Annotated in this window: 20 protein-coding genes; 12 read left to right on the top strand and 8 right to left on the bottom strand. The window is 67.8% G+C overall.

The features are described from left to right. Nucleotides 1-2: 2 nt before the first annotated feature. Entirely contained in the window at nucleotides 3-812 is an 810-nt protein-coding gene (locus C6I20_RS02310; protein ID WP_118398493.1) for a biotin--[acetyl-CoA-carboxylase] ligase, read from the bottom strand. A 147-nt stretch (nucleotides 813-959) separates the two neighbouring features. Between C6I20_RS02310 and C6I20_RS02305 the strand changes: the two genes are divergently transcribed. The 4 genes from C6I20_RS02305 to C6I20_RS02290 all read left to right on the top strand — a co-directional run bounded on the left by C6I20_RS02305 (nucleotide 960) and on the right by C6I20_RS02290 (nucleotide 4,054). Further along, nucleotides 960-2,456 (top strand): acyl-CoA carboxylase subunit beta, encoded by a 1,497-nt coding sequence (locus C6I20_RS02305; protein ID WP_254052216.1) that lies wholly within the window; start codon nucleotides 960-962, stop codon nucleotides 2,454-2,456. Continuing rightward, nucleotides 2,453-2,713, top strand: coding sequence for an acyl-CoA carboxylase epsilon subunit (locus tag C6I20_RS02300; RefSeq protein ID WP_216822965.1), 261 nt, complete (start codon nucleotides 2,453-2,455; stop codon nucleotides 2,711-2,713). The genes C6I20_RS02305 and C6I20_RS02300 overlap by 4 nt, the downstream gene beginning before the upstream one ends. A gap of 91 nt (nucleotides 2,714-2,804) precedes the next feature. Next, nucleotides 2,805-3,461 (top strand): hypothetical protein, encoded by a 657-nt coding sequence (locus C6I20_RS02295; RefSeq protein WP_118394482.1) that lies wholly within the window; start codon nucleotides 2,805-2,807, stop codon nucleotides 3,459-3,461. Continuing rightward, nucleotides 3,461-4,054 carry a nucleoside triphosphate pyrophosphatase gene (locus tag C6I20_RS02290; RefSeq protein ID WP_118394481.1) on the top strand — a complete coding sequence of 198 codons (594 nt, stop codon included), beginning with the start codon at nucleotides 3,461-3,463 and terminating at the stop codon, nucleotides 4,052-4,054. Before C6I20_RS02295 ends, C6I20_RS02290 begins: the two co-directional genes overlap by 1 nt. A gap of 302 nt (nucleotides 4,055-4,356) precedes the next feature. Here the strand turns inward: C6I20_RS02290 and C6I20_RS02280 are convergent, their stop codons facing one another. Then, the gene (locus tag C6I20_RS02280; protein WP_118394479.1) at nucleotides 4,357-5,523 is read right to left on the bottom strand and encodes an acyl-CoA dehydrogenase family protein; all 1,167 of its coding nucleotides are present in this window, start codon (nucleotides 5,521-5,523) and stop codon (nucleotides 4,357-4,359) included. A 127-nt stretch (nucleotides 5,524-5,650) separates the two neighbouring features. Here C6I20_RS02280 and C6I20_RS02275 point away from each other — a divergent pair, with 127 nt between their 5' ends. Continuing rightward, complete coding sequence (locus C6I20_RS02275) at nucleotides 5,651-7,429, top strand: biotin carboxylase N-terminal domain-containing protein (RefSeq protein WP_118394478.1); 1,779 nt, start codon at nucleotides 5,651-5,653, stop codon at nucleotides 7,427-7,429. 83 nt (nucleotides 7,430-7,512) lie between these two features. Here the strand turns inward: C6I20_RS02275 and C6I20_RS02270 are convergent, their stop codons facing one another. The 5 genes from C6I20_RS02270 to C6I20_RS02250 all read right to left on the bottom strand — a co-directional run bounded on the left by C6I20_RS02270 (nucleotide 7,513) and on the right by C6I20_RS02250 (nucleotide 13,506). Next, nucleotides 7,513-7,884, bottom strand: a complete 372-nt coding sequence (locus C6I20_RS02270; protein WP_118394477.1) for a phage holin family protein — start codon at nucleotides 7,882-7,884, stop codon at nucleotides 7,513-7,515. A gap of 59 nt (nucleotides 7,885-7,943) precedes the next feature. After that, entirely contained in the window at nucleotides 7,944-9,209 is a 1,266-nt protein-coding gene (locus C6I20_RS02265; RefSeq protein ID WP_118394476.1) for a SpoIID/LytB domain-containing protein, read from the bottom strand. Then, the gene (locus C6I20_RS02260) at nucleotides 9,206-9,496 is read right to left on the bottom strand and encodes a hypothetical protein (RefSeq protein WP_118394475.1); all 291 of its coding nucleotides are present in this window, start codon (nucleotides 9,494-9,496) and stop codon (nucleotides 9,206-9,208) included. The genes C6I20_RS02265 and C6I20_RS02260 overlap by 4 nt, the downstream gene beginning before the upstream one ends. Further along, nucleotides 9,493-12,000, bottom strand: coding sequence for a fibronectin type III domain-containing protein (locus C6I20_RS02255; RefSeq protein WP_118394474.1), 2,508 nt, complete (start codon nucleotides 11,998-12,000; stop codon nucleotides 9,493-9,495). Before C6I20_RS02255 ends, C6I20_RS02260 begins: the two co-directional genes overlap by 4 nt. Before the next feature lie 135 nt (nucleotides 12,001-12,135). Beyond that, entirely contained in the window at nucleotides 12,136-13,506 is a 1,371-nt protein-coding gene (locus C6I20_RS02250) for an NAD(P)H-quinone dehydrogenase (RefSeq protein WP_118394473.1), read from the bottom strand. A gap of 74 nt (nucleotides 13,507-13,580) precedes the next feature. Here C6I20_RS02250 and C6I20_RS02245 point away from each other — a divergent pair, with 74 nt between their 5' ends. From C6I20_RS02245 to C6I20_RS02235, 3 genes are read left to right on the top strand one after another with little or no spacing between them, the layout of a single operon-like run. Next, the gene (locus C6I20_RS02245) at nucleotides 13,581-14,372 is read left to right on the top strand and encodes a purine-nucleoside phosphorylase (protein ID WP_118394472.1); all 792 of its coding nucleotides are present in this window, start codon (nucleotides 13,581-13,583) and stop codon (nucleotides 14,370-14,372) included. Beyond that, nucleotides 14,372-15,157, top strand: a complete 786-nt coding sequence (locus C6I20_RS02240; protein ID WP_118394471.1) for an NAD(P)-dependent oxidoreductase — start codon at nucleotides 14,372-14,374, stop codon at nucleotides 15,155-15,157. The genes C6I20_RS02245 and C6I20_RS02240 overlap by 1 nt, the downstream gene beginning before the upstream one ends. 10 nt (nucleotides 15,158-15,167) lie before the next feature. Continuing rightward, nucleotides 15,168-16,787 (top strand): phospho-sugar mutase, encoded by a 1,620-nt coding sequence (locus tag C6I20_RS02235; RefSeq protein ID WP_118394470.1) that lies wholly within the window; start codon nucleotides 15,168-15,170, stop codon nucleotides 16,785-16,787. A gap of 72 nt (nucleotides 16,788-16,859) precedes the next feature. On the opposite strand, the gene C6I20_RS02230 is transcribed toward C6I20_RS02235, so the two are convergent. Further along, a complete protein-coding gene (locus C6I20_RS02230; RefSeq protein ID WP_118394469.1) occupies nucleotides 16,860-19,106 on the bottom strand; it encodes a 5'-nucleotidase C-terminal domain-containing protein in 2,247 nt (748 codons plus the stop codon). Between the two features lie 275 nt (nucleotides 19,107-19,381). Between C6I20_RS02230 and deoC the strand changes: the two genes are divergently transcribed. Genes deoC through C6I20_RS02210 form a run of 4 tightly spaced genes read left to right on the top strand, consistent with a single transcriptional unit; the run spans nucleotide 19,382 to nucleotide 23,188 of the window. After that, nucleotides 19,382-20,314 (top strand): deoxyribose-phosphate aldolase, encoded by a 933-nt coding sequence (gene deoC, locus C6I20_RS02225; RefSeq protein ID WP_118394468.1) that lies wholly within the window; start codon nucleotides 19,382-19,384, stop codon nucleotides 20,312-20,314. Nucleotides 20,315-20,319: 5 nt separating this feature from the next. Next, nucleotides 20,320-21,759, top strand: a complete 1,440-nt coding sequence (locus C6I20_RS02220) for an aldehyde dehydrogenase family protein (RefSeq protein ID WP_118394467.1) — start codon at nucleotides 20,320-20,322, stop codon at nucleotides 21,757-21,759. Then, the gene (locus C6I20_RS02215) at nucleotides 21,759-22,619 is read left to right on the top strand and encodes an aldehyde dehydrogenase family protein (RefSeq protein ID WP_118394466.1); all 861 of its coding nucleotides are present in this window, start codon (nucleotides 21,759-21,761) and stop codon (nucleotides 22,617-22,619) included. The genes C6I20_RS02220 and C6I20_RS02215 overlap by 1 nt, the downstream gene beginning before the upstream one ends. 8 nt (nucleotides 22,620-22,627) lie before the next feature. After that, entirely contained in the window at nucleotides 22,628-23,188 is a 561-nt protein-coding gene (locus tag C6I20_RS02210) for an ATP-binding protein (RefSeq protein WP_254052215.1), read from the top strand. Nucleotide 23,189: the final 1 nt, after the last annotated feature.

Genomic DNA, 23,189 nt, shown 5'->3' with positions numbered 1-23,189 from the left:
TCTCACGTCGCCGGTCGGACGTGGGTGATATCGCCTGCGCTGATCGCGGAGCCGTCGACGAGGAGTCGCCCCAATTCGTCGATCCCGGTCGCCTGGCCCTCCAGCGAGCTGCCGTCTGGCAGGCTCACCCGGACCCTCGTGCCGAGCGTGACGCACCGTCTGACGTACGAGTCGCGGATGCCTGCCGCGGGGTCGCCGCCGGATGCCGACCAGGCTCGATAGAGCGCCTCGAGGTTGCGCAGGAACACCCGCAGGACGACCGTCCGGTCGGTCTCGGCCGCGCCCTCGAGCGCGAGCGATGTCGCGGTCTCGACCGGCAGCTCGTCGCTCCGCATCGACACATTCAGGCCCACCCCGATGATCGCGGCGGCACCCAACGGGGTGTCGACGCGTTCGAGCAGGATCCCGGCGAGCTTGCGACCGTCGACCAGTACGTCATTGGGCCACTTGAGCCCGGAGCCGACTCCACACTCGCGCGCCGTCGCGTCGACCGCGAGACCGACCAGCAGCGGCAGCCACACCCAGCGCCCTGCCGGCACTTCTGCTGGCCGCAGCAGCACCGACACGATGAGCCCCGAGCCGGCCGGTGACTCCCATACCCGGTCCATCCGACCGCGTCCTGCGGTCTGCAGGTCGGTCGTGTGGATCGTGCCCTCCGGGCCTCCCGCGCGGGCCGCAGCGGCGACGTCGGCATTCGTGCTGCCGGTCTCGGCGGTCACCACGACATCGGTCCAGAACGTGTCCGGGCCGACCAGGGCTGTACGCAGCACAGCAGCGTCCAGCGGCGGGCGGTCCAGGTCTCGATAGGCCATGAGAACAGCCTCACATATCGGTCGCAACCTCCAATCGTTACGCTGACCCCCCTGACCGAACACGAGATCGAAGTCCATCCCGAGCTCCACACGACTGCCGGCAAGCTGGCCGACTTCCAGCGTCGCCGCGCCGAGGCCACGGTCGACATGGCCGAGCGGGCTGCGGAGAAGCAGCACGCCAAGGGGCGCCAGAGCGCACGCGAGCGAGTCGAGCAGCTGCTCGATGACGGCTCGTTCGTCGAGCTCGACGCGCTGGCACGGCATCGCAGCACGGCATTCGGGCTGGAGAGCAACCGCCCGCTGGGTGATGGCGTCATCACCGGCTACGGCACGATGGATGGCCGCCAGGTGTGCGTGTTCAGCCAGGACTTCTCGATCTTCGGCGGCAGCCTCGGGCAGGTCTACGGCGAGAAGATCACCAAGGTCATGGACCTCGCGATCAAGTCCGGCTGCCCGATCATCGGGGTCAACGAGGGCGCCGGCGCCCGCATCCAGGAGGGTGTCGTCTCGCTCGGCCTGTACGGCGAGATCTTCAAGCGCAACGTGCACGCCTCGGGTGTGATCCCGCAGATCTCGCTGATCATGGGCACCAACGCTGGTGGGCACGTCTACTCCCCCGCCGTAACCGACTTCGTCGTGATGGTCGACAAGACCTCCAACATGTTCATCACCGGCCCCGACATCATCAAGACCGTCACGGGCGAGGACGTCACGATGGAGGACCTGGGTGGCGCGCGAACGCACAACACCAAGTCCGGCAACGCCCACTACATGGGCGCCGACGAGGAAGACGCCATCGAGTACGTCAAGGCGCTGATCTCCTACCTGCCGCAGAACAACATGGAGGAGCCCGAGCCGTACGACGAGATCGCCGACCTCGAGCCGTCCGAGACCGACCTGGCGCTGGACACCCTGATCCCGGACTCGGCCAACCAGCCGTACGACATGCACACCGTGATCGAGTCGATCGTCGACGACGGCGACTTCCTCGAGGTCATGCCGCTGTTCGCGCCCAACATCCTGATCGGCTACGGCCGCGTCGAGGGCCGCTCCGTCGGCGTCGTCGCGAACCAGCCCATGCAGCTGGCCGGCTGCCTGGACATCGACGCCTCGGAGAAGGCGGCCCGATTCGTGCGCACGTGCGACGCGTTCAACATCCCCGTGCTGACCCTGGTCGACGTTCCCGGCTTCCTGCCCGGCACCGGCCAGGAGTGGGACGGCATCATCCGCCGCGGCGCCAAGCTCATCTACGCCTACGCCGAGGCGACCGTCCCCCTCGTCACGGTCATCACCCGCAAGGCCTACGGCGGCGCGTACGACGTCATGGGCTCCAAGCACCTGGGCGCCGACATCAACATCGCCTGGCCCTCGGCGCAGATTGCCGTCGTCGGCGCGTCCGGCGCGGTCGGCATCCTGTACCGCAAGGAGATCGCCGCATCCGAGGATCCCGCCGCGACCCGCGCCGAGCTCATGACGGCGTACGAAGACGAGCTGTGCAACCCGTATCTCGCGGCCGAACGCGGCTACATCGACGCAGTCATCGAGCCCAGCCAGACCCGCGCCGAGGTCGTCAAGGCGCTGCGACTGCTCAAGACCAAGCGTGAGACGCTGCCGCCCAAGAAGCATGGGAACATCCCGCTGTGAGCCCCGACCCGACAGAGGACGCCGCGAGCTCTCCGGCCGAGCCCGAGCCGATGCTGCGCGTCGTCAAGGGCGACCTGACCGCCGAGGAGCTGGCCGCCCTCGTCGCAGTGGTGGCCGCTCGCAACGCCGCCGCAGCCAACGCTGCTGCCGGGACCAAGCCAAGGATTCGTTCGCAGTGGGGCCACCCGACCCGCCAGGCCCGCGCCCCGCACCGATTCGGCCCGGACCAGTGGCGCCGATCGGCGTACGGCGCCTGACGATGCCGACATCCAACAAGATGTGGGCACCTCCCGGGCGTTCCGTCGCCCGAAATGCCCGGAAAGTGCCCACATCTTGGGGAGTGCGCGGATGACCCTCATTCCGTTGGCCGACCTCACCGCCGCCGACTGGTTCCTGGCCGATCAGGCGCCGCTGACTCTGCGGTCCACATTGGGGCCGTCTGGATTCGACGCCTACGCACGGGTGCTCCACGCGGAGCAGAACCCGGGCGACGCGGAGCGCGACGAGGGCCACCTGCGCGACAGCCTCCTGCGTGCGCTCTGCGACGTGCTGGCTCGACACACCACGACGCCAGACGCCTGCTTCTTCGGACTGTGGGAAGGCTACGGCGACATCCACGGCGGCGACGCGGTCGGCTTCCTGACGACATTCTCCGGGCCACCGCGGTGGCCCGGGCGCATCTTCACCCAGGAGAAGCCGCCACCCCCTGTGCCCCCGGCCTTCCCCCCGCACGTCATGGACGGCCCGCTGCTCGGCGACCAGTTCCTGTTCGCCGGTCGGCTCGCCGAGGCCGGACACTGGGGCGCCGCGCCGTACGGCCAGGGGGTGCCGCGCGACATCAACAGCCCGAACCTGATGTGGCCGACCGATCACGCCTGGTTCGTGACGACCAACATCGAGGGCACCTGGACCGGGGTGGCCGGATCCGACGCGTTGCTCACCGAGCTGCTCGCGGAGCCGAGGCTCGAGGTCGTGCGCACTCGCTACGACGAGGCGGCGCTTTGATGAGGGTCATCCTGGCCTCGGCCTCCCCCGCGCGTCTCGCGACGCTGCGGTCCGCCGGCATCGACCCCGAGGTCATTGTGTCCGGCGTCGACGAGGACCGCATCGCCTCAGCCGACGCCGCCAACCTCGCAGCGGCACTCGCGCAGCTCAAGTGCCGCGCCGTCGCGGAGCAGGTTGACGCCGACGCCCTGGTGATCGGCTGTGACTCAGTCCTGGCGTTCGAGGGCGAGATCTTCGGCAAGCCAGCCGGCCCGGTCGAGGCCGCCGGTCGGTGGCGTCGCATGCGCGGGCGCAGCGGTGTCCTGCACAGCGGGCACTGCGTACGTCGCGCGGGTCGGGAATTCGTCGAGACGGCCTCGACCGTCGTGCACTTCGCGGACATCAGCGATGCAGAGATCGACGCCTACGTCGCGACCGGCGAGCCCCTCGCAGTCGCTGGGGCATTCACGATCGACGGGCTCGGTGGGGCCTTCATCACCGGTATCGAGGGCGACCACCACAACGTGGTCGGGTTGTCGCTGCCTCTGCTGCGCGAGCTCGTCGGCGACCTCGGTATCGCCTGGACCGACCTCTGGCGGCCGTCCGAAGGATGATTTCGTTAGTCTCGGGCCCGAAACAGTGGGACACTGGACTCACGATGGCAACCTCACCGCGGCGACGCCGCTACCACCCGTCCAGTCCCTTCCAGGCGAAGCCGGAGATCGCTGCCGAAGTGTATGAAGTGGGAGCCCGCGTCTCGCACGACACCTTCGGACTCGGTCGAATCGTGAGCCTGCAAGGCACACAGTCCGCTCAGGTCGATTTCGGCGCCGAGGTCAAGCACATTCCACTCCCGTGCACCAAGATGACCAACCTGTAGGTCTGATCGGTTGGCGCCCTGCGACCTAGTGGTGCGTCACTCGACCGGGAGTCCCAGTCCGCGCGCTATCAGCATGCGCTGGACCTCAGACGTCCCCTCGCCGATCTCCAGGATCTTGGCATCGCGGTAGAAGCGCGCGACGGGGTACTCCTCCATGAAGCCGTAGCCACCGAAGACCTGGGTTGCGATGCGGGTCGCGGTGACCGCGGCCTCCGAGGTGTAGAGCTTGGCAATCGAGGCGGCCTGCTTGAAGTCCTTGGAGGACGCGCCGCCATCCTTCATCGCGGCCGCCTGGTAGGTCAGCGCGCGCCCGGCCTGGGCCATCACAGCGAGATCGGCGATCTGGAACGCAACGCCCTGCTTGGCGCCGATCGGCACGCCGAACGTCGTGCGGTCCCCGGCGTACTCCACGCAGAGGTCGAGGCAGGCCTGGATGCAGCCGACCGCTAGCGCGGCAATCGCCACGCGACCGTCGTCGAGCGTCGCGAGAAACTGCGCGTAGCCGCGGCCACGGTCACCGAGCAGGTTGTCGACCGGGACCCGGGCATCGGTGAATGACAGCGGGTGGGTGTCCGAGATGTGCCAGCCGAGCTTGTCGTACGGCGCCTCGGCGACGAAGCCCGGCGTGCCGGCGGGAAGCACGATCGCGGAGATCTCGGGGCTGCCGTTGTCGCGCGTCCCGGTGCGGGCCGTCACGGTCACCAGCGAGGTGATCTCGCTGCCGGAGTTCGTGATGAACTGCTTCGACCCGTTGACGACCCACTCCTCACCGTCGACGACGGCCTTGGTCTTGGTCGCGCTGGCGTCCGAGCCGGCACCCGGCTCGGTGAGCCCGAAGCCGGCCAGCTTCTGACCCGCGACGAGCTCGGGGAGCCACTGCTCCTTCTGCTCCTGCGTGCCGTACTCCAGGATCGGCGTGATGCCGAGTCCGACGCCGGCCTCGAGCGTGATCCCGACCGACTGATCGACCCGGCCGAGCTCCTCGATCGCGACACACAGGCTCGTGAAGTCACCATCGGCGCCGCCGAACTCTTCCGGGGCGGTGAGCCCGAAGAGGCCCAGGTCGCCCATCTTGTGCACGAGGTCGACCGGGAAGTGGTGGTCCTTGTCCCACTGCGCCACGTGCGGGGCAACCTCGGCCTCAGCGAACTCGCGCACGCTGCGGCGGAAGGTCTCGTGCTCACTGGAGAGGGCAAAGTTCATGAGCCGATGTTAACAACCGTTAACCTGCCGGCACAATCGAACACCGGCGGGTAACCAACCTCATACGGGCGCGCGGATCACGAGGCCCTAGACTTCGGCAGGCACAAGTGTCCTGAACGAGGAGAGCATTTCAGTGAGCAAGCCCCTGGCCAAGGTCCTGATCGCCAACCGCGGTGAGATCGCGGTGCGCATCATCCGTGCGTGCAAGGATTCCGGGATCGGCAGCGTCGCTGTCTATGCCGAGCCTGACCGCGATGCCGTGTTCGTCCGGTTGGCCGACGAGGCGTACTCCCTCGAGGGCTCCACGCCCGCGGAGTCGTACCTGTCGATCGAGAAGATCCTCGCGATCGCCGACAAGTCCGGCGCGGACAGCGTGCACCCCGGCTACGGCTTCCTCGCCGAGAACGCCGAGTTCGCCCAGGCCGTCATCGACGCCGGGCTGATCTGGATCGGGCCCCCGCCGCACGCGATCGAGAACCTCGGCGACAAGGCCAAGGCCAAGCAGCTCGCCCTGAAGGCAGACGCGCCTCTCGCGCCCGGCACCAAGGACGCCGTCAAGCACGCCGACGAGGTCGTCGAGTTCGCCCAGGCCAACGGCCTTCCGGTCGCGATCAAGGCCGTCTTCGGCGGCGGCGGTCGCGGTCTCAAGGTTGCCCGGACGATCGAGGAGATCCCCGAGCTGTACGAGTCGGCCGTCCGCGAGGCCATCAGCGCCTTCGGTCGCGGCGAGTGCCTCGTCGAGAAGTTCCTCGACAAGCCGCGCCACGTCGAGACCCAGTGCCTGGCCGATTCCCACGGCAACGTCGTGGTCATCTCGACCCGCGACTGCTCGCTGCAGCGCCGCCACCAGAAGCTCGTCGAGGAGGCGCCCGCGCCGTTCCTGACCGACGACCAGATCGAGCGGCTCTACACGTCTTCCAAGGCGATCCTCAAGGAGGCCGGCTATGTCGGCGCAGGCACCTGCGAGTTCCTCGTGGCCCGCGACGGCACGATCAGCTTCCTGGAGGTCAACACCCGCCTGCAGGTCGAGCACCCGGTCTCCGAGGAGGTCACGGGCATCGACCTGGTCCGCGAGATGTTCCGCATCGCCGCCGGCGAAGAGCTCGGCTACGGCGATCCCGAGATCCGCGGGCACTCGATGGAGTTCCGCATCAACGCCGAGGATGGCGGCCGCGGATTCCTGCCCGCCCCCGGCACCCTGACCAAGTGGGCTCCCCCGTCGGGCCCCGGCGTACGCCTGGACGGCGGCTACGAGGAGGGCGAGACGATCCCCGGATCGTTCGACTCGCTGGTCGCCAAGCTCATCATCACCGGCACCAGCCGTGAACAGGTCCTCGCCCGGTCGCGACGCGCCCTCGACGAGTTCGTCGTCGACGGCATGCCGACGGTCATCCCGTTCCACCGCTCGGTCGTCGATGATCCGGCGTTCACTGCTGCGGACGGCACGTTCGGGGTCTACACGACCTGGATCGAGACCGACTACGTCAACGAGCTCGAGCCCTACGCCGGCGCCACCGAGACCGACGAGCCCGCCGACCGTGAGCGCGTCGTCGTCGAGGTCGGCGGCAAGCGGGTCGAGGTCGTCCTGCCCGGTGGCCTCGGCGCCTCCGCCGCTGCGGCTGGCCCCAAGAAGGCCAAGCGCAAGGGCGGCAAGTCCGCCGGCGCAGCGGCCAGCGGCGACTCGCTGACCGCTCCGATGCAGGGCACCGTCGTCAAAGTCACCGTCACCGAGGGGCAAACCGTCGCTGCCGGGGATCAGATCATCGTCGTCGAGGCGATGAAGATGGAACAGCCCATCAACGCGCACAAGGACGGCGTCATCACCGGGCTCACGACCGAGGTCGGCGCGACTGTGACGTCCGGCGAGGTCATCGCCGAGATCAAGGATGCGCCCGCAGCCGAGTAGGGCCCCGCACGGATATTGAGCCTGTCGACAGGACGCGGTCGGAATGCGTCATGTCGGCAGGCTCAACCGCCACTGTCGCCCGACTAGCGCTGCGGTGGCGGAGAGCTGTCGACCTCGCCGTACGCGACGCCTGCGGCCCACACGATCAGCGTGACGCCGATCCAGGTGCCGACACCCTCGATCGAGAAGCCCGTCGTCGGGACCACCAGATCGGTCAGCAGCAGACCGAGTGCGGTCAGCACCAGCCCGCCAAGGATCGTGTAGCCGCGGGCGAACCGGTTGACCGTGTTGACCACGATCCCGCGCAGCGCGACCGTCAGGGCGGTGAACAGGACGATCGCGACGAGGAACCACGCGAACCGGATGTTGAACTGGTCGAAGATCCAGGCCGCGAACGCCAAGGAGGCAGCGTTGGCCGCGGCAGAGATCAGTATCGACTTGGCGAGCGCAGGCATGCGCCGAGTATCCCAGACCCGGCGCGAGCTTCCGGCGCCGCGCCGGGATGCTCCGACGATCAGAACCCGAACCAGTCAGATCTCAGACCGAACGCCCACCGGGCATCCGTGCCGGAGATGGTCTTGGTCGACTTCGACCCGACGAGCTTGAGGGAGGACACGCGCCCACCCATGTCGCCGAGACCGTTGCGCTTCGTGACCTGCAGGGACTTCAGGGTGCCGATGGACGAGTACGCCTTCTCGATCTTTGAGGCAGACACCGAGATCTTCCACGAGTGGTTCTTGTTGCCGGACCAGTCGTCCCAGGGATCGCTGACGGCCTTGAGGTACGGCTGGCTGCCGTTGTTGGTGTATCCGCCCGAGGAGGACGAGAACTGGGTGAAAGCGGGCGAACCCTGGTAGGTCAGGATCTTGCCCGCCGTGCCCTTGACGGCGCTGTCAGTGCTGGACGTCTCGCGGGACTGCCCGCCGTAGACCTGGCACGCCGTCGTGGAACAGATGTCGTAGTAGCGCGAGCTGCTCATGCTACGGACGCCGTACGTCCGGGCCGCGACGGCCTGGGCCTTGAGCGCCTCGGCGTGCCAGCTGTTCGGCATCTCGGCCGCGATCACTCCACGTACGTAATCCTCGATCGGGAGGGCGTTGACCGTGTTGCGCGACCCGGAGCCTGATGACGGCTTGGCCGACCGCACATCTCCACGCAGGTTCATTGTGCTGCCGCTGGGCAGGATCAGGCTGATGGTCGACGGGCCCGTGAACTCTCCGTCGCCGCTCCAGGTGAGCGCCGACCCGCCGTAGATGTAGTTGGTGTAGGAACCGGTCGTCCGATATTGCAACTTCGACCGCGAGGCGGAGCTGTCCGTCCGGATGATGTGCCACCGATCGACGGTCTTGCCACCGATCGTGGTGGGCAGGGCGATCGTGCGCTTGCCCGAGATGTCATGCAGTTTGAGGCCGGACTCCGCCTTGACCAGGACCCCGTCGGTCGTGTCGGCGGAGATCAGGACACGGATGTCGCCGGACTTGGTCGAGAGCGACGTGCCGGGGTAGTAGTGCGACAGGATGGCGGTGTACTTCTCGCCGTCCTGCGCGGCTCCCTCGGCGCCGTACTGGCTCATTCCAGTGCCGTGGCCGTAGCCGTGTCCCTCGAACGAGATGGTGCGCGAGGAGGGGACGGTCACGGTGTTGCCGGCCGAGCTCGTGCTCGTGTTCGTGCTCCGACTCGGGTAGGGCGAACTCGTGTAGTCGCTGAGCCGCACGTTGCGCTCCGGATCGACCACCACGACAGCGAAGTAGTACTTCTTGCCCGGCGTCAGACCCGTCACGGTCCCCTTGCTCTCAGTGAACTTCCCGAACGTCGGGGAGAAAGCGTCGAGGACGTCGAGACCTTGACGTGATACTTCTCCGCACCCACCACGTCATCCCAGTCGAACGACAATGACGTGGACGTGGCCGCCGTCGCCTTCAAGCCGGTCGGCGTCGGCAGCTTGCCGGTTGGGGTGACGGCCGACGGGTAGGGCGAACTCGTGTAGTCGCTGAGCCGCACGTTGCGCTCCGGATCGACCACCACGACGGCAAAGTAGTACTTCTTGCCCGGCGTCAGACCCGTCACGGTCCCCTTGCTCTCAGTGAACTTCCCGAACGTCGGGGAGAAAGCGTCGAGGACGTCGAGACCTTGACGTGATACTTCTCCGCACCCACCACGTCATCCCAGTCGAACGACAATGACGTGGACGTGGCCGCCGTCGCCTCGAGTCCTGTCGGTGTCGACATCTTGCCGGTTGGGGTGACGGCCGACGGGTAGGGCGAACTCGTGTAGTCGCTGAGCCGCACGTTGCGCTCCGGATCGACCACCACGACAGCGAAGTAGTACTTCTTGCCCGGCGTCAGACCCGTCACGGTCCCCTTGCTCTCAGTGAACTTCCCGAACGTCGGGGGAGAAAGCGTCGAGGACGTCGAGACCTTGACGTGATACTTCTCCGCACCCACCACGTCATCCCAGTCGAACGACAATGACGTGGACGTGGCCGCCGTCGCCTTCAAGCCGGTCGGCGTCGGCAGCTTGCCGGTTGGGGTGACGGCCGACGGGTAGGGCGAACTCGTGTAGTCGCTGAGCCGCACGTTGCGCTCCGGATCGACCACCACGACAGCGAAGTAGTACTTCTTGCCCGGCGTCAGACCCGTCACGGTCCCCTTGCTCTCAGTGAACTTCCCGAACGTCGGACTCGAAAGCGTCGAGGACGTCGAGACCTTGACGTGATACTTCTCCGCACCCACCACGTCATCCCAGTCGAACGACAATGACGTGGACGTGGCCGACGTCGCCTCGAGTCCTGTCGGTGTCGACATCTTGCCGGCAGCCGGATCCTTCAGCGGAAGGACTTCACTCGGGTAGGGCGAACTCGTGTAGTCGCTGAGCCGCACGTTGCGCTCCGGATCGACCACCACGACGGCGAAGTAGTACTTCTTGCCCGGCGTCAGACCCGTCACGGTCCCCTTGCTCTCAGTGAACTTCCCGAACGTCGGGGGAGAAAGCGTCGAGGACGTCGAGACCTTGACGTGATACTTCTCCGCACCCACCACGTCATCCCAGTCGAACGACAATGACGTGGACGTGGCCGACGTCGCCTTCAGGCCCGTCGGTGTCGTGGCAGCCGGGGTCTCGGCAGTCGGGTACGGCGCACCCGAGTACTCGCTGAGCCGCACGTTGCGCTCCGGATCGACCACGACCACGCTGAAGTAGTACTTCTTGCCCGGCGTCAGACCCGTCACGGTCCCCTTGCTCTCAGTGAACTTCCCATACGTCGGACTCGACATCGACGAGGACGTGGAGGCCTTGACGTGGTACTTCTCTGCGCCCTCAACATCGGACCAGTCCAGGGAGACGCTGGACAGCGTCTGGCCCGTAGCGGTCAGACCGGTGGGGGTAGGTAGCGGCTCGGCAGAGCCACCCTCCTCCATCGCCTTCTCCACCTGGGAGCGCAGCCCGGTCGAGCTAGTCGAGGTCAACCAGGCGTAGACCTTGGCACCGGGGCAGGCCGTGCTGACCACGTTGCGGTGCCCGGCGATCCGATTGAGGGTGACCCCGCCGATGCTGTACGTCCCCTTGGCAGGATCGCCATGCAGGGCCAACTTCCATGCGGCCAGCTTGACCAGCGCCGCCTTCATCTCGTTGCTCGGTGCGGTCGTCTCGAACGTGCCCATGAGCGAGATGCCGGCCGTCTGCTCGTTGACCGTGCCGTTTCCGGAGTGAGCTGCGCGGACGCTCTTGGTCACGCCGCCCTTGCGCCCCTCAAACACCTGGCCGTACTTGTCGACCAGGAAGTTGTAGCCGATGTCGCACCAGTTGCGACTGTTGGTGTGATACGCCTGCGTGGACTTGACGATCGAGGCCGACTGCGACTTGGAATACGAGTTGCTTCCCGCCGTGTGGTGGACGACGACGCCCTTGGTCGACGACCCGTAGATCGGGCTGTCGCAGGACGAGCCCTCCTTCGCACCCCACTGCGACCGGGTGATGACGGTCGGCTGGGAGACTCCGCTGGTGGTCGCCACCGTCTCGGCAGTCGGCGTCAGGGTCGGGCTCTTGCCGGGGTCGATCGTCGACAGCGCGACACCGGCGGGTTCGGCGTCCGCCGACGAGAGCACGCGGATGGCCGCGGCGTCGGCCCGGCCGACCCATACGGGCTCGGTGCCCGGCGTGCCCTCTTCGTACGGCTCGATGTCCAGATCCGACCATGCCGTCCAGGTGCCGTCCGCACGCCAGCGCGCCTGGACGACCGTGTCGGCCAGGACCAGCCCGCTCTTCCACGTGACACCGAGCATCGAGAAGGGCTCGACCACGGTCTCGGGCAGCTCGGCAACCACGGTGTCGACATCGGGGCCGGTGACGCCGGAGTCGGCTTCCTCGTCATGATCGTGCGCCTGGGGTGCGACGTGCACCCGGTCAGCAGCCACGGTGACGGGAACCGAGTGATCACGCACGACGGCCGGCGTTCCGCGGGTCTCGACGGGGGCAACCGACGGGCTCTGAACCCCCAGGACGAGCGCAGTCGAGAGGAGCGCGAGGGCTGACAGTGGGATCACGCCACGGGTCACAAAGCGGGTGATGTTCATGGCGAAAAATCCATTCAGATCGACGAGCGAGCGGGGAAGGCTCTCACTGGGTCAGTGTGAATTAGACACGACTTTCGTCCCATGCACCACAAGAGTCACATAACCACAAGCGTGTAATTCGAAACCGACCTCAGGTCAGACCACCGGGTGCAGGCGGCGCGCCGCCTCGGCGACCGACCCGGACAGCGATGGATACACCGTGAAGGCGTCCGCGACCTGATCGGCGGTCAGCGAGGCCGACACCGCGAGCGAGACCGCGTGGATCAGCTCGCTGGCCTTGGGACCGACCACCACACCACCCACGACGATGCCCACCCCCCGGCGTACGAACAGCTTGACGAAGCCGTCATGGAGACCCTGCATCTTGGCCCGCGCATTGGACGCGAGTGGCATCATCGCGACGTCGATCTGCAGGTCGGACTCTTCCATCTGCTGCTGCGACATCCCGACCGTCGCGATCTCGGGCGAGGTGAAGACGTTGCTGGAGACCTTGCCCAGGTCCAGCGGGTGCACCGCGTCGCCGAGCAGGTGCGACATTGCAATGCGGCCCTGCTGGGCCGCGACGGAGGCCAGCATGAACACGCCCGTGCAGTCGCCAGCCGAGTAGATGCCACGCACCGACGTGCGGGACACCCGGTCGACCCGGATGAATCCGGCCTCGTCCACCTCAACACCGATGGCCTCGAGGCCGAGGCCCTCGGTGTTGGGGATCGAGCCGAGCGCCAACAGGCAGTGCGACCCGACGACCGTACGACCGTCGGTCAGCGTGACCCGGACGCCATCGGCTGTCCGCTCGACCGAGGCCATCCGCGAGTTGCCCATGACGGTCATGCCACGGCGGGTGAAGACGTCCTCGATCACGTTGGCCGCGTCGACGTCCTCGCCGGGGAGCACGCGGTCGCGGCTCGAGACGAGGGTGACCGGCGCGCCAAGCCCGTTGTAGGCGCTCGCGAACTCCGCGCCCGTGACGCCCGAGCCGACCACGATCATGTGCTCTGGCAGCTCGGTCAGGCCGTAGACCTGCTCCCACGTGAGGATGCGCTCGCCGTCGGGCTGCGCATCTGCGCTGACCCTCGGGTGCGCGCCGGTCGCAATCAGGATCGAGTCCGTCTCGATCCGCACCTGGCCCTCGGCGGTCTCCGCAACAACGACTCCGGCGGACTCGATCGTCGCCGTCCCGGCGATCATCGAGATGTTGCTGACCGTGAGTCGGTGGGCGATGTCGTTCGACTGCGCCTGAGCCAGCGCCAGGACCCGCGAGTTGACCGCGGCAATGTCGGCGCGCACGGCCTTGGGCACCTGCACACCGAGCTCCGCCGCCGTGCCGACCTCCGTCAACAGGTCCGACGTCGCGATGAGTGTCTTGCTCGGGACGCAGTCGGTCAGGACCGTGGACCCACCGAGACCATCCCGCTCGACGAGAGTGACCTCCGCACCGAGTCTGGAGGCCACCAGGGCCGCTTCGTATCCACCCGGTCCGCCGCCGATTATCGTCACATGAGTCACGCGTCCAGTGTCCCACTGCCGCTGAGCGCGTCGCCACCGGTCGGGGTCGCCCGAACTGTCGTAATGTACCGGAGGTGAGCACTCAGGAACTGGCCAAGCAAGCAGCCGACGCACTCCGCGAACGGACGGGAGGCGCCGATCACGACATCGCGCTGGTGATGGGGTCGGGCTGGTTGCCTGCAGCGGACGCCCTCGGCGAGCCGGAGCACGAGATCCCCCTCGCGGACCTCCCGGGCTTCAGCGCACCGGCAGTCCAAGGACACGGCGGGACCGTGCGCTCGGTGAGGCTCGGCGACCGCCGACTGCTGATCTTCCTCGGCCGCACCCACTACTACGAGGGCAAGGGTGTCGCTGCGGTCGTGCATGGCGTACGCACCGCGGCCGCCGCGGGGGTCAAGACACTCGTGCTGACGAATGGCTGTGGAGGCCTGAATCCAGCCTGGTCCCCCGGCACTCCGGTGCTGATCAGCGATCACATCAACATGACCGCGACCTCGCCGCTCGTGGGCGCCAACTTTGTCGACCTCACCGATCTCTACTCCGCCCGGCTGCGCGCCCTGTGCAAGCAGGCAGATCCAAGCCTCGACGAGGGTGTCTACGTCCAGCTTCCCGGACCCCACTACGAGACACCCGCCGAGATCGGCATGATCCGCGCGATCGGCGGCGACCTGGTCGGCATGTCGACGACGCTCGAGGCTATTGCAGCCCGTGCCGCCGGCATGGAGATCCTCGGCATCTCACTCGTGACGAACGCGGCCGCGGGCATGACCGGTGAACCGCTCAACCACGAAGAAGTCCTGGTTGCCGGCAAGTCCGCCGCGGTGCGCATGGGCGCCCTGCTCTGCGACGTGTTGCCGAGGGTCTGATGAAGCTCCTCGTGACAGGCGCCGCCGGATCGATCGGCAGCGTGCTGTCACGGGGACTCCCCGCGCTGGGTCACGAGCTGCGCGGACTCGATCTGATCCCCCAGGCCGACCACAACTTCACCCTCGGCTGGTTGAGCGGTGACTGCCTCGATCCGGCGGTCGCCGACGAGGCCGTGGCCGGCGTCGACGCGGTGGTCCACCTCGCCGGCACTCCCCACGAGGACTCGCTGCCCGCAGCCCTGGAGTCACACGTGCACACCACTGCGCGGCTGCTCGAGGCGATGCTCACGCACCGCGTCAGCAGGATGGTCTACGCCAGCAGCAACCACGCCGTCGGGCGTACCCCTCGCAGCGAGCTGCTGACGACCGACGTCCGCCCGCGGCCCGACACGTTCTACGGCGTGGCCAAGGTCTCCGCCGAAGCGCTGCTGAGCCTCTATGCCGATCGCTACGACCTCGACATCACGGCCGCGCGCATCGGGACCTTCGGCGGGGCCCCCACGACGGCACGGAGCCTGTCGACCTGGCTGTCACCCGACGACGCGGTCCGCATGGTCGATGCGGCGGTCAGGTCACGCCAGCCGGGCCTCCACACGATCTACGGGGTCTCGGCCAACACCCGGGGCTGGTGGGACCTCGAGCCGGGCCGGGCGATCGGCTACGACCCGCTCGACGATGCCGAGACCCACGGCGGACGAGTGCCAAATCGTGACGAGGACCGAGCGGAGGCCGCGTACGTCGGCGGACCGGACGCCACCCACCTCAAGCCACGACCAGCCTTCTGAGAGGAACAGCATGACCGACGAACTGCTCGACCGCGCCAACGACTGGCTCAGCCAGGACCCCGACCCGGCGACCCGCGAGGAGCTCCAGGCCCTCCTCGACTCCGGCGACCGCGAGGGTCTGACCGACCGGTTCCGCGAGCGGCTGCAGTTCGGCACCGCGGGCCTGCGTGGCGCGTTGGGCGCAGGCCCCAACCGGATGAATCGGGTCATCGTGGGCCAGGCCGCCTCGGGCCTCGCGGCCTACCTGCTCGAGCACGGCGAGCGGCCCAGCGTCGTCGTCGGCTACGACGCGCGGCACAACTCCGCCGTGTTCGCGCGCGACACCGCCGAGATCATGGAAGGCGCCGGCGTGCACGCCCTCCTGCTCCCGACCCACCTCCCGACGCCCGTCCTCGCCTTCGCGATCCGGCACCTCGGCTGCAGCGCCGGCGTCATGGTCACGGCGTCGCACAATCCGCCCGAGGACAACGGCTACAAGGTCTACCTCGAGGACTCCAGCCAGATCGTGCCGCCGGCGGACGCCGACATCTCCGCCGCGATCGACGCGGTTGGCCGGGTCGATCAGATGCCACGCAGCGATGCGTACGAGCTGCTCGGACCCGAGGTCGCCGAGTCCTACGTCGAGGCGGTCGTCGCCCTTCCTGCCGACGGCCCACGCGACATCATTGCGGTCTACACGCCGATGCACGGTGTCGGTCGCGACACCATGGTCGAGGCCGTCGCTCGGGCCGGCTTCCCGCCGCTGCACGTCGTGCGCGAGCAGGGCGAACCCGATCCTGACTTCCCGACCGTCGCGTTCCCCAACCCCGAGGAACCCGGCGCGATGGACCTCTCGCTCAAGCTGGCCTCCGAGGCCGAGGCGGACCTGATCGTGGCGAACGATCCCGACGCAGACCGTTGCGCCGTGGGTGTGCGAGACGGTGAGGCGTACCGGATGCTGTCGGGCGATCAGGTCGGCGCACTGCTGGGCGACTTCCTGCTGCGCAAGGGCCTGGAGGGCACGTATGCCGCCTCGATCGTGTCCTCGGACCTGCTGGGCCGGCAGGCTGCCGCGTACGACCAGCCGTGGGAGCAGACGCTGACGGGCTTCAAGTGGCTCGGCAAGATCCCGACGCTGGTGTTCGGCTATGAGGAGGCGTTGGGCTACAGCGTCGCGCCGGACATCGCGCGCGACAAGGACGGCGTCTCGGCGATCATCACGGTCCTCGAGCTCGCGGCCGGGCTCAAGGCCGAGGGTCACAGCCTGCTCGACCGGCTCGACGACATCTATCGCGAGCACGGCCTGCACGCGACATCGCAGCTTTCGGTGCGGGTCGAAGATCTCACGATCATCTCCCGAGCGATGGAGACGCTGCGGACCTCTCCCCCGTCGTCGTTGGGCGGGCTGGCCGTAACGTCGGTCGACGATCTCGCCGACGGCTATCACGGCCTGCCGCCGACCGACGGCATTCGGCTTGGCCTCGACGGCGACACCCGAATCATCTGTCGTCCGTCCGGCACCGAGCCCAAGCTCAAGTGCTACATCGAGGTTGTCGTCCCGGTGACGGACACGATCGACGCCGCACGTGGCAGCGCCGACATCACGATCGCCGCCATCAAGAAGGACCTCGCCCAAGCTCTCGGCATCTGAACCACTGGGCCTGGCGTTCCTGTCACGACACGCCGTTGCGGAGCCCAGCGGCGAGCAGCACGCCCCGCCGTCTCATCGGTGGAAGCCCGGGAAGCGCAGGACCGTGACCCGCACCTGATCGTCAGCCGGGGCGTACGTGTCATCGCCCTCGTAGGACACCGTCAGCGTGTGGCGCCCGGCGGACAGCAAGCGGGTGTCGGCCACTATCAGGCCCAGCCCCCGCCGCAAAGACTCCTCACCGAGGACATCGTCCCCGTCGAGGACCCTGACGGTGCCGGTCGGACGTCCGTCCTTGCCCCGCACGGAAAAGCCCACCAGCGCCCGGGAGCCCTCGAGGACGATCGGGAACGCGTAGGCGTCGACCTTCGCGACGGCCTTGGCCTTGGCGACCTCGAACGGCGGCAGGATCGACGACATTCCGGTCGGCGTCCCGTCGATCCTGACCCGGGCCGAGCCGGTCACTCCGGCCGGGATCGTGAACGACACATCGGCTTTGCCCGCCGAGGCCGGGAAGGTGCCGAGGTCGATCTCGTCCGACTCTGTCAGCAGCGTCGCCGTGACCGAGGTGGTCGGTGCGCCGCCCTTCGACGTCAGGTCGACCGCGGGAAGCGTCAACGAGACAGTGTCGCCGGCGTCGTACTTCGCGCCCAGCCCGTCAACCTGCACCGCGCGGCGGGCGAAGTCCGGCGAGACCGGGTTGTTGCCGCCGAGGTAGTCGATGAACGCCTGGTAGTCGACGAGCCCGCTGTCGACCGAAGTGCCGAGCGTGAACGCCCGGAAGTTGTCGCCACCGGAGGTCAGGAACGACGGCACGGCGATCTTGTAGGACGCGCTCGGGTCGTACGGCGCCCCGTCGACCGTGATCGAGGTGATGCGGTCGCCCTCCGGGCGAGCCGGGTCGAACGTGTAGCTGACGTTCTTGGAGATCCCCAGCTGCAGGTATGCGCGCGAGGGGACGTTTCCGGCGGCGTCGCGCTGCCACTGCTGCTCGAGCACCTGCTTGAAGTTCGCGCCACTCAGCGTGACGGTGCTGAGGTTGTTGACGAACGGGAGGACCGAGTTGGCCTCGGCGTACGTGATGACCCCATCGCCATTGGTGCCGCCCGTCCCGGCGTAGAGCAGGTCGGCGCGCAGGCCTCCCGGGTTGGTGACACCGATGTCGGCGCCAGCTGGCGCGTCCTTGACCGAGGCAAGCAGCGAGTCGGCCACGAGGTTGCCGAGCGTCGACTCGCTGGCGCGGTCGTCACGTGCACCGCCGGAGAAGGCCGTCGTGATGTCGGCGGTCTGCTTGCCGACCGGCTCATTGCCCTTGACCGCGGCGAACGCCAGGGCATCGTCCACGATCGGCTTGACCGTCGCGACCCGTGGGTAGTCCGCGACGAGGTCGGCATCGGGCGTGGAGACCCGGGCGACGTTGGCCTGGGTGTGGCTCGTGACGGTGCCGGAGTCCTTGTCGAAGGTCAGCTGGATGTTGCCGACATTCGAGCCGTAGCTGCCGGTCTGCAGGACCGGTCGTGTCTCACCGCCGCTGTTGGGGATCGGAGCGTCATACGCGTACGCCTGATGGGTGTGGCCCATGAAGATCGCATCGACACGTGGGTCGGTGTTCTCCACGATGCTCTTGAACACGGGACTGGCGGCGACGTTCTGCTCATACGTCTTGGTGCCGTCCGGTGCCCCCTCGTGGATCGAGGCGACGATGACGTCTGGCGCGTCGGGCAGCGCTTCGAGCTCGTCGACCGTGTCGTTGATCGACTCGGTGGGATCGGCAAAGGTCAGGCCCTGGATGCCTGCCGGGCTGACCAGAGCCGAGGTCTCCTCGGTGATCGCGCCGACGACCGCGACGTCGACCCCGTCGATCGTGAAGATCTTGTACTTGTCGAGCAGCGGCGTGCTGTCGGCCTTGAAGATGTTGGCCGACAGGAATGGGAAGTCGGCAGCGTTGCTCAGCCGGCCGGTCAGGTCGTCGGCGCCCTGGTCGAGCTCGTGGTTGCCGGCCGCCGAGGCGTCCAGGTTCAGTGCGTTGAGGACGTCGATCGTCGGGAGGTCGCCCTGGACCGCCGAGGCGAAGAGCGAGGCACTGACGTTGTCGCCTGCCGAGATCAGCAACGAGTTCGCATCGCCACCAGCCCTGCGCACCTGTTCGACCGTTCCGGCGAACTTGACCGTGTTGCTGTCGATCCGTCCGTGGAAGTCGTTGATCCCGATCAGGTTCAGGACGACCGGGTCTGCTGCGTGGGCCGGCGCGATGGCCAGCAGGGGTGCACCCAGCAGAGCTGCCGTGGCAGCTGCGAGCAGGCGACGGGACACGTGAATCACAGGAAGTTCCTCTCCAAGAACGATCGGAGAAGAACCTCGTAGTCCGTCCCCCGACGTAGGCCCTGAGAAATTCTCAGGAAACCGTTGCTAGGAACAAAACACCGTGTGCGGTCGAAGCGTCAAGGAGATTCGGACCACCACGGGGTGACAAATGGGTAAACCTCCGCCGGCCGCGCGCTCAGAGCCGCGCAGGGTTTCGCGTGGCAACTCGCGGGGGTCTAATCTTGACCGATGCGGCCCCGACGACGTGGCCGCGCTGATCCAGGAGGTCATCCGTGACTGGCGCCACCGCGTCTCTGCGCAAGACTCTCGGCGGGCTGCCGGGCGTCGACCAGGTCGGGCTCGAAGCGCGGGCCGCCGCGCTCGGGACCAGGTCGATCAAGACGACCGCCAAGGCCTGGGCGATCGACCTCGCGATCTCGATGGTCGACCTCACGACCCTCGAGGGCTCTGACACACCCGGCAAGGTCCGCGCGCTGGCCAACAAGGCGATGCGCCCCGACCCCACCGACGGGAGCTGCCCGGCAGCCGCCGCGGTGTGCGTCTATCCCGACATGGTCGCGATCGCCAAGGAGACGCTCGGCGACTCCGGCGTCAACGTCGCCAGCGTCGCCACGGCGTTCCCCTCGGGGCGTGCCGCGCTCGACATCAAGCTCGCCGACACGCACGACGCCGTGGAGGCGGGCGCGGACGAGATCGACATGGTCATCGACCGCGGCGCCTTCCTGACGGGTGAGTACCAGCAGATCTTCGATGAGATCGTCGCGATCAAGGAGGCCTGCGCCCGGCCAGACGGCACGCACGCCCACCTCAAGGTCATCCTCGAGACCGGCGAGCTGCAGACGTACGACAACGTGCGCCGGGCCTCGTGGCTCGCGATGCAGGCCGGTGCCGACTTCATCAAGACCAGCACCGGCAAGATCCAACCGGCCGCGACCCTGCCGGTCTGCCTGCTGATGCTCGAGGCCGTGCGCGACTTCCGTGCCGACACCGGGCGGCAGGTTGGCGTCAAGCCGGCCGGTGGCATCCGCACCTCCAAGGACGCCATCAAGCACCTCGTGCTGGTCAACGAGATCGCCGGCGAGGACTGGCTCGACCCCGACTGGTTCCGGTTCGGCGCATCGAGCCTGCTCAACGACCTGCTGCTGCAGCGCCAGAAGATTGCCACCGGCCGCTACTCCGGCCCCGACTACGTGACGTTGGACTGATTGCCATGACCAAGTTCGAATACGCACCCGCGCCGGAGTCCCGCGCGATCGTCGACCTCAAGAGCTCCTACGGACTGTTCATCGGCGGCGAGTTCGTCGACGGCAAGGGCGGATCGTTCAAGTCGATCAGCCCGTCCTCGGAGGAGGTCCTCGCCGAGGTCACCGAGGCGACCGCCGACGACGTCGACCGTGCGGTCAAGGCGGCCCGCCGCGCGTACGACACGGTCTGGTCACAGATGCCCGGCAGCGAGCGGGCGAAGTATCTCTACCGCATCGCCCGCATCATGGCCGAGCGTTCGCGCGAGTTCGCGGTGCTGGAGTCGCTCGACAACGGCAAGCCGATCAAGGAGTCGCGCGACGTCGATCTCCCACTGGTCTCCCAGTGGTTCTTCTACTACGCAGGGTGGGCCGACAAGCTGGGTCACGCCGGGCTCGGTCCCGATCCGCGGGCGCTCGGTGTCGCGGGTCAGGTGATCCCTTGGAACTTCCCGATCATGATGCTGGCATGGAAGATCGCGCCGGCCCTGGCTGCCGGCAACACCGTCGTCCTCAAGCCAGCCGAAACCACCCCTCTCACGGCGCTGCTGTTCGCCGAGGTCTGCCAGCAGGCCGAGCTGCCGCGGGGCGTCGTCAACATCATCACCGGCGCCGGTCCCACGGGGCAGGCGCTCGTCGAGCACCCTGACGTCGACAAGGTCGCGTTCACCGGCTCGACCGCGGTCGGCAAGGCCATCGCCCGCTCGGTCGCCGGCACCTCCAAGAAGGTCACCCTCGAGCTCGGCGGCAAGGCCGCCAACATCGTGTTCGACGATGCCCCGCTCGACCAGGCCATCGAGGGCATTGTCGGCGGCATCTTCTTCAACCAGGGCCACGTGTGCTGCGCCGGCTCCCGGCTACTGGTGCAGGAGAACGTCTACGACGAGGTCATCGAACGGCTCAAGCGGCGGATGTCGACCTTGCGGCTGGGCGATCCACTGGACAAGAACACCGACATCGGTGCGATCAACTCCGCCGAGCAGCTGGCCCGGATCAACGAGCTGTCCGAGGTCGGCGACGCTGAGGGCGCCGAGCGCTGGTCGGCACCGTGCGAGATCCCCGACAGCGGATTCTGGTTTGCACCGACGATCTTCACGGGCGTCACACAGGCCCACCGCATCGCCCGCGAGGAGATTTTCGGCCCCGTGCTGTCGGTGCTGACGTTCCGCACCCCGGCCGAGGCAGTCGAGAAGGCCAACAACACGCCGTACGGGCTGTCCGCCGGAGTCTGGACCGAGAAGGGCTCACGGATCCTGTCGATAGCCAATCAGCTGCGCGCCGGCGTGGTCTGGGCCAACACGTTCAACACGTTCGACCCCGCATCGCCGTTCGGCGGCTACAAGGAGTCGGGCTACGGTCGCGAGGGCGGACGCCACGGCCTCGCCGCGTACCTCAAGGGAGCTGTCTGATGACTCGCGTGGACGTCCGCAAGACGCACAAGCTCTACATCGGTGGGTCGTTCCCCCGCTCGGAGTCCGGCCGCACGTTCGAGGCGCTCGACGCCAAGGGCGGCTCGCTGGGCAACATGGCTCTGGCCTCGCGCAAGGACGCCCGCGACGCCGTGGTCGCCGCACGCAAGGCATTCGGCGGCTGGTCAACCCGGACACCGTACAACCGCGGCCAGGTCATCTACCGGCTCGCCGAGGTCATGGAGGGACGCCGGGACCAGTTCATCGAGCAGCTTCGCGCCGCCGAGGGTCTGAGTGACAAGAAGGCCGTCACGTACGTGGACGCCGCGATCGACCGGGTCGTCTGGTACGCCGGTTGGGCCGACAAGTACGTCCAGGTGCTGGGCAACGCCAATGCCGTCTCGGGACCGTACTTCAACCTCTCGACACCCGAGCCGACCGGCGTCGTCGCGACCGTCGCACCGTCCGGGCCGCTGCTCGGGCTCGTGTCGGTCATCGCGCCGGCCATCGCAACGGGCAACACCGTCGTGGTCGTCGCGAGCGAGAAGTTCCCCGTGCCGGCCGTCACGCTGTCGGAGTGCATGGCAACCTCGGACCTGCCCGGTGGTGTCGTCAACATCCTGACCGGACGCCCGGCGGAGATCGCGCCGTGGCTGGCCTCGCACATGGACGTCAATGCCCTTGATCTCGCGGGTGTTGACGATCCGGACCTGGCGGCCTCGCTCGAGGTCGCGGCCGCGGACAACCTGAAGCGTGTGCTGCGACCGACTGCCGCCGTTGACTGGCTCGCCGAGCCGACCCTCGCGCGTCTCGAGGCCCTCGTCGAGACGAAGACCGTCTGGCACCCGATCGGCGTGTAGTGGGCGTCGTGATTCTGGCCGGGCCCTCGGGGTCCGGTAAGTCGCACCTGTCCGCCCGACTGGGGTGGCCGGTCTTGCGGCTCGACGACTTCTACCGCGACGGCGACGAGCCGGACATGCCGCGCTCGACGCTCGGCATCGTGGACTGGGACGACCCGGACTCGTGGAGCTCGGTCGACGCGGTCGGCACCATCACCGACCTGTGCGCGGCCGGCACGACCGAGGTGCCGGTCTACGACATCGCGATCAGCGCACGTACTGGCACCCAGACGCTGTCGGCGCCACAGGGCCGGTTCATCGCCGAGGGGTTGTTCGCACCGGTCATCGTGGACGCCTGCCGTGAGGCCGGGATCCTCGACGCGGCGATCTGCCTGCATCGCAACCGGATGCTGACCTTCGGCCTGCGCCTGGTGCGTGATCTGCGCGAGGGCCGCAAGGCGCCGTGGGTGCTGGTGCGCCGAGGTTGGCGGCTCATGCGCAACGAGCCCAGCATCGTCGCCGACGCCGTCGCGCACGGATGTGTGGCCATGACGCCGCGCGAGGCGCGCACCCTCCTGCGCGCTCTCTGAC

This window comes from Aeromicrobium sp. A1-2 (genome assembly GCF_003443875.1).
In the GTDB taxonomy this organism is placed as follows: Bacteria; Actinomycetota; Actinomycetes; order Propionibacteriales; family Nocardioidaceae; genus Aeromicrobium.
Note: the sequence above shows the minus strand (reverse complement) of the source record. Positions and strands in the feature narration are given on the sequence as shown.

Excerpts from the sequence above, each read along its gene's own strand:
- C6I20_RS02310 (WP_118398493.1), bottom strand. The coding sequence starts at position 812 with ATGGCCTATCGAGACCTGGACCGCCCGCCGCTGGACGCTGCTGTGCTG.
- C6I20_RS02305 (WP_254052216.1), top strand. The coding sequence starts at position 960 with ATGGCCGAGCGGGCTGCGGAGAAGCAGCACGCCAAGGGGCGCCAGAGC.
- C6I20_RS02295 (WP_118394482.1), top strand. The coding sequence starts at position 2,805 with ATGACCCTCATTCCGTTGGCCGACCTCACCGCCGCCGACTGGTTCCTG.
- C6I20_RS02290 (WP_118394481.1), top strand. The coding sequence starts at position 3,461 with ATGAGGGTCATCCTGGCCTCGGCCTCCCCCGCGCGTCTCGCGACGCTG.
- C6I20_RS02280 (WP_118394479.1), bottom strand. The coding sequence starts at position 5,523 with ATGAACTTTGCCCTCTCCAGTGAGCACGAGACCTTCCGCCGCAGCGTG.
- C6I20_RS02270 (WP_118394477.1), bottom strand. The coding sequence starts at position 7,884 with ATGCCTGCGCTCGCCAAGTCGATACTGATCTCTGCCGCGGCCAACGCT.
- C6I20_RS02255 (WP_118394474.1), bottom strand. The coding sequence starts at position 12,000 with ATGAACATCACCCGCTTTGTGACCCGTGGCGTGATCCCACTGTCAGCC.
- C6I20_RS02240 (WP_118394471.1), top strand. The coding sequence starts at position 14,372 with ATGAAGCTCCTCGTGACAGGCGCCGCCGGATCGATCGGCAGCGTGCTG.
- C6I20_RS02235 (WP_118394470.1), top strand. The coding sequence starts at position 15,168 with ATGACCGACGAACTGCTCGACCGCGCCAACGACTGGCTCAGCCAGGAC.
- C6I20_RS02220 (WP_118394467.1), top strand. The coding sequence starts at position 20,320 with ATGACCAAGTTCGAATACGCACCCGCGCCGGAGTCCCGCGCGATCGTC.
- C6I20_RS02215 (WP_118394466.1), top strand. The coding sequence starts at position 21,759 with ATGACTCGCGTGGACGTCCGCAAGACGCACAAGCTCTACATCGGTGGG.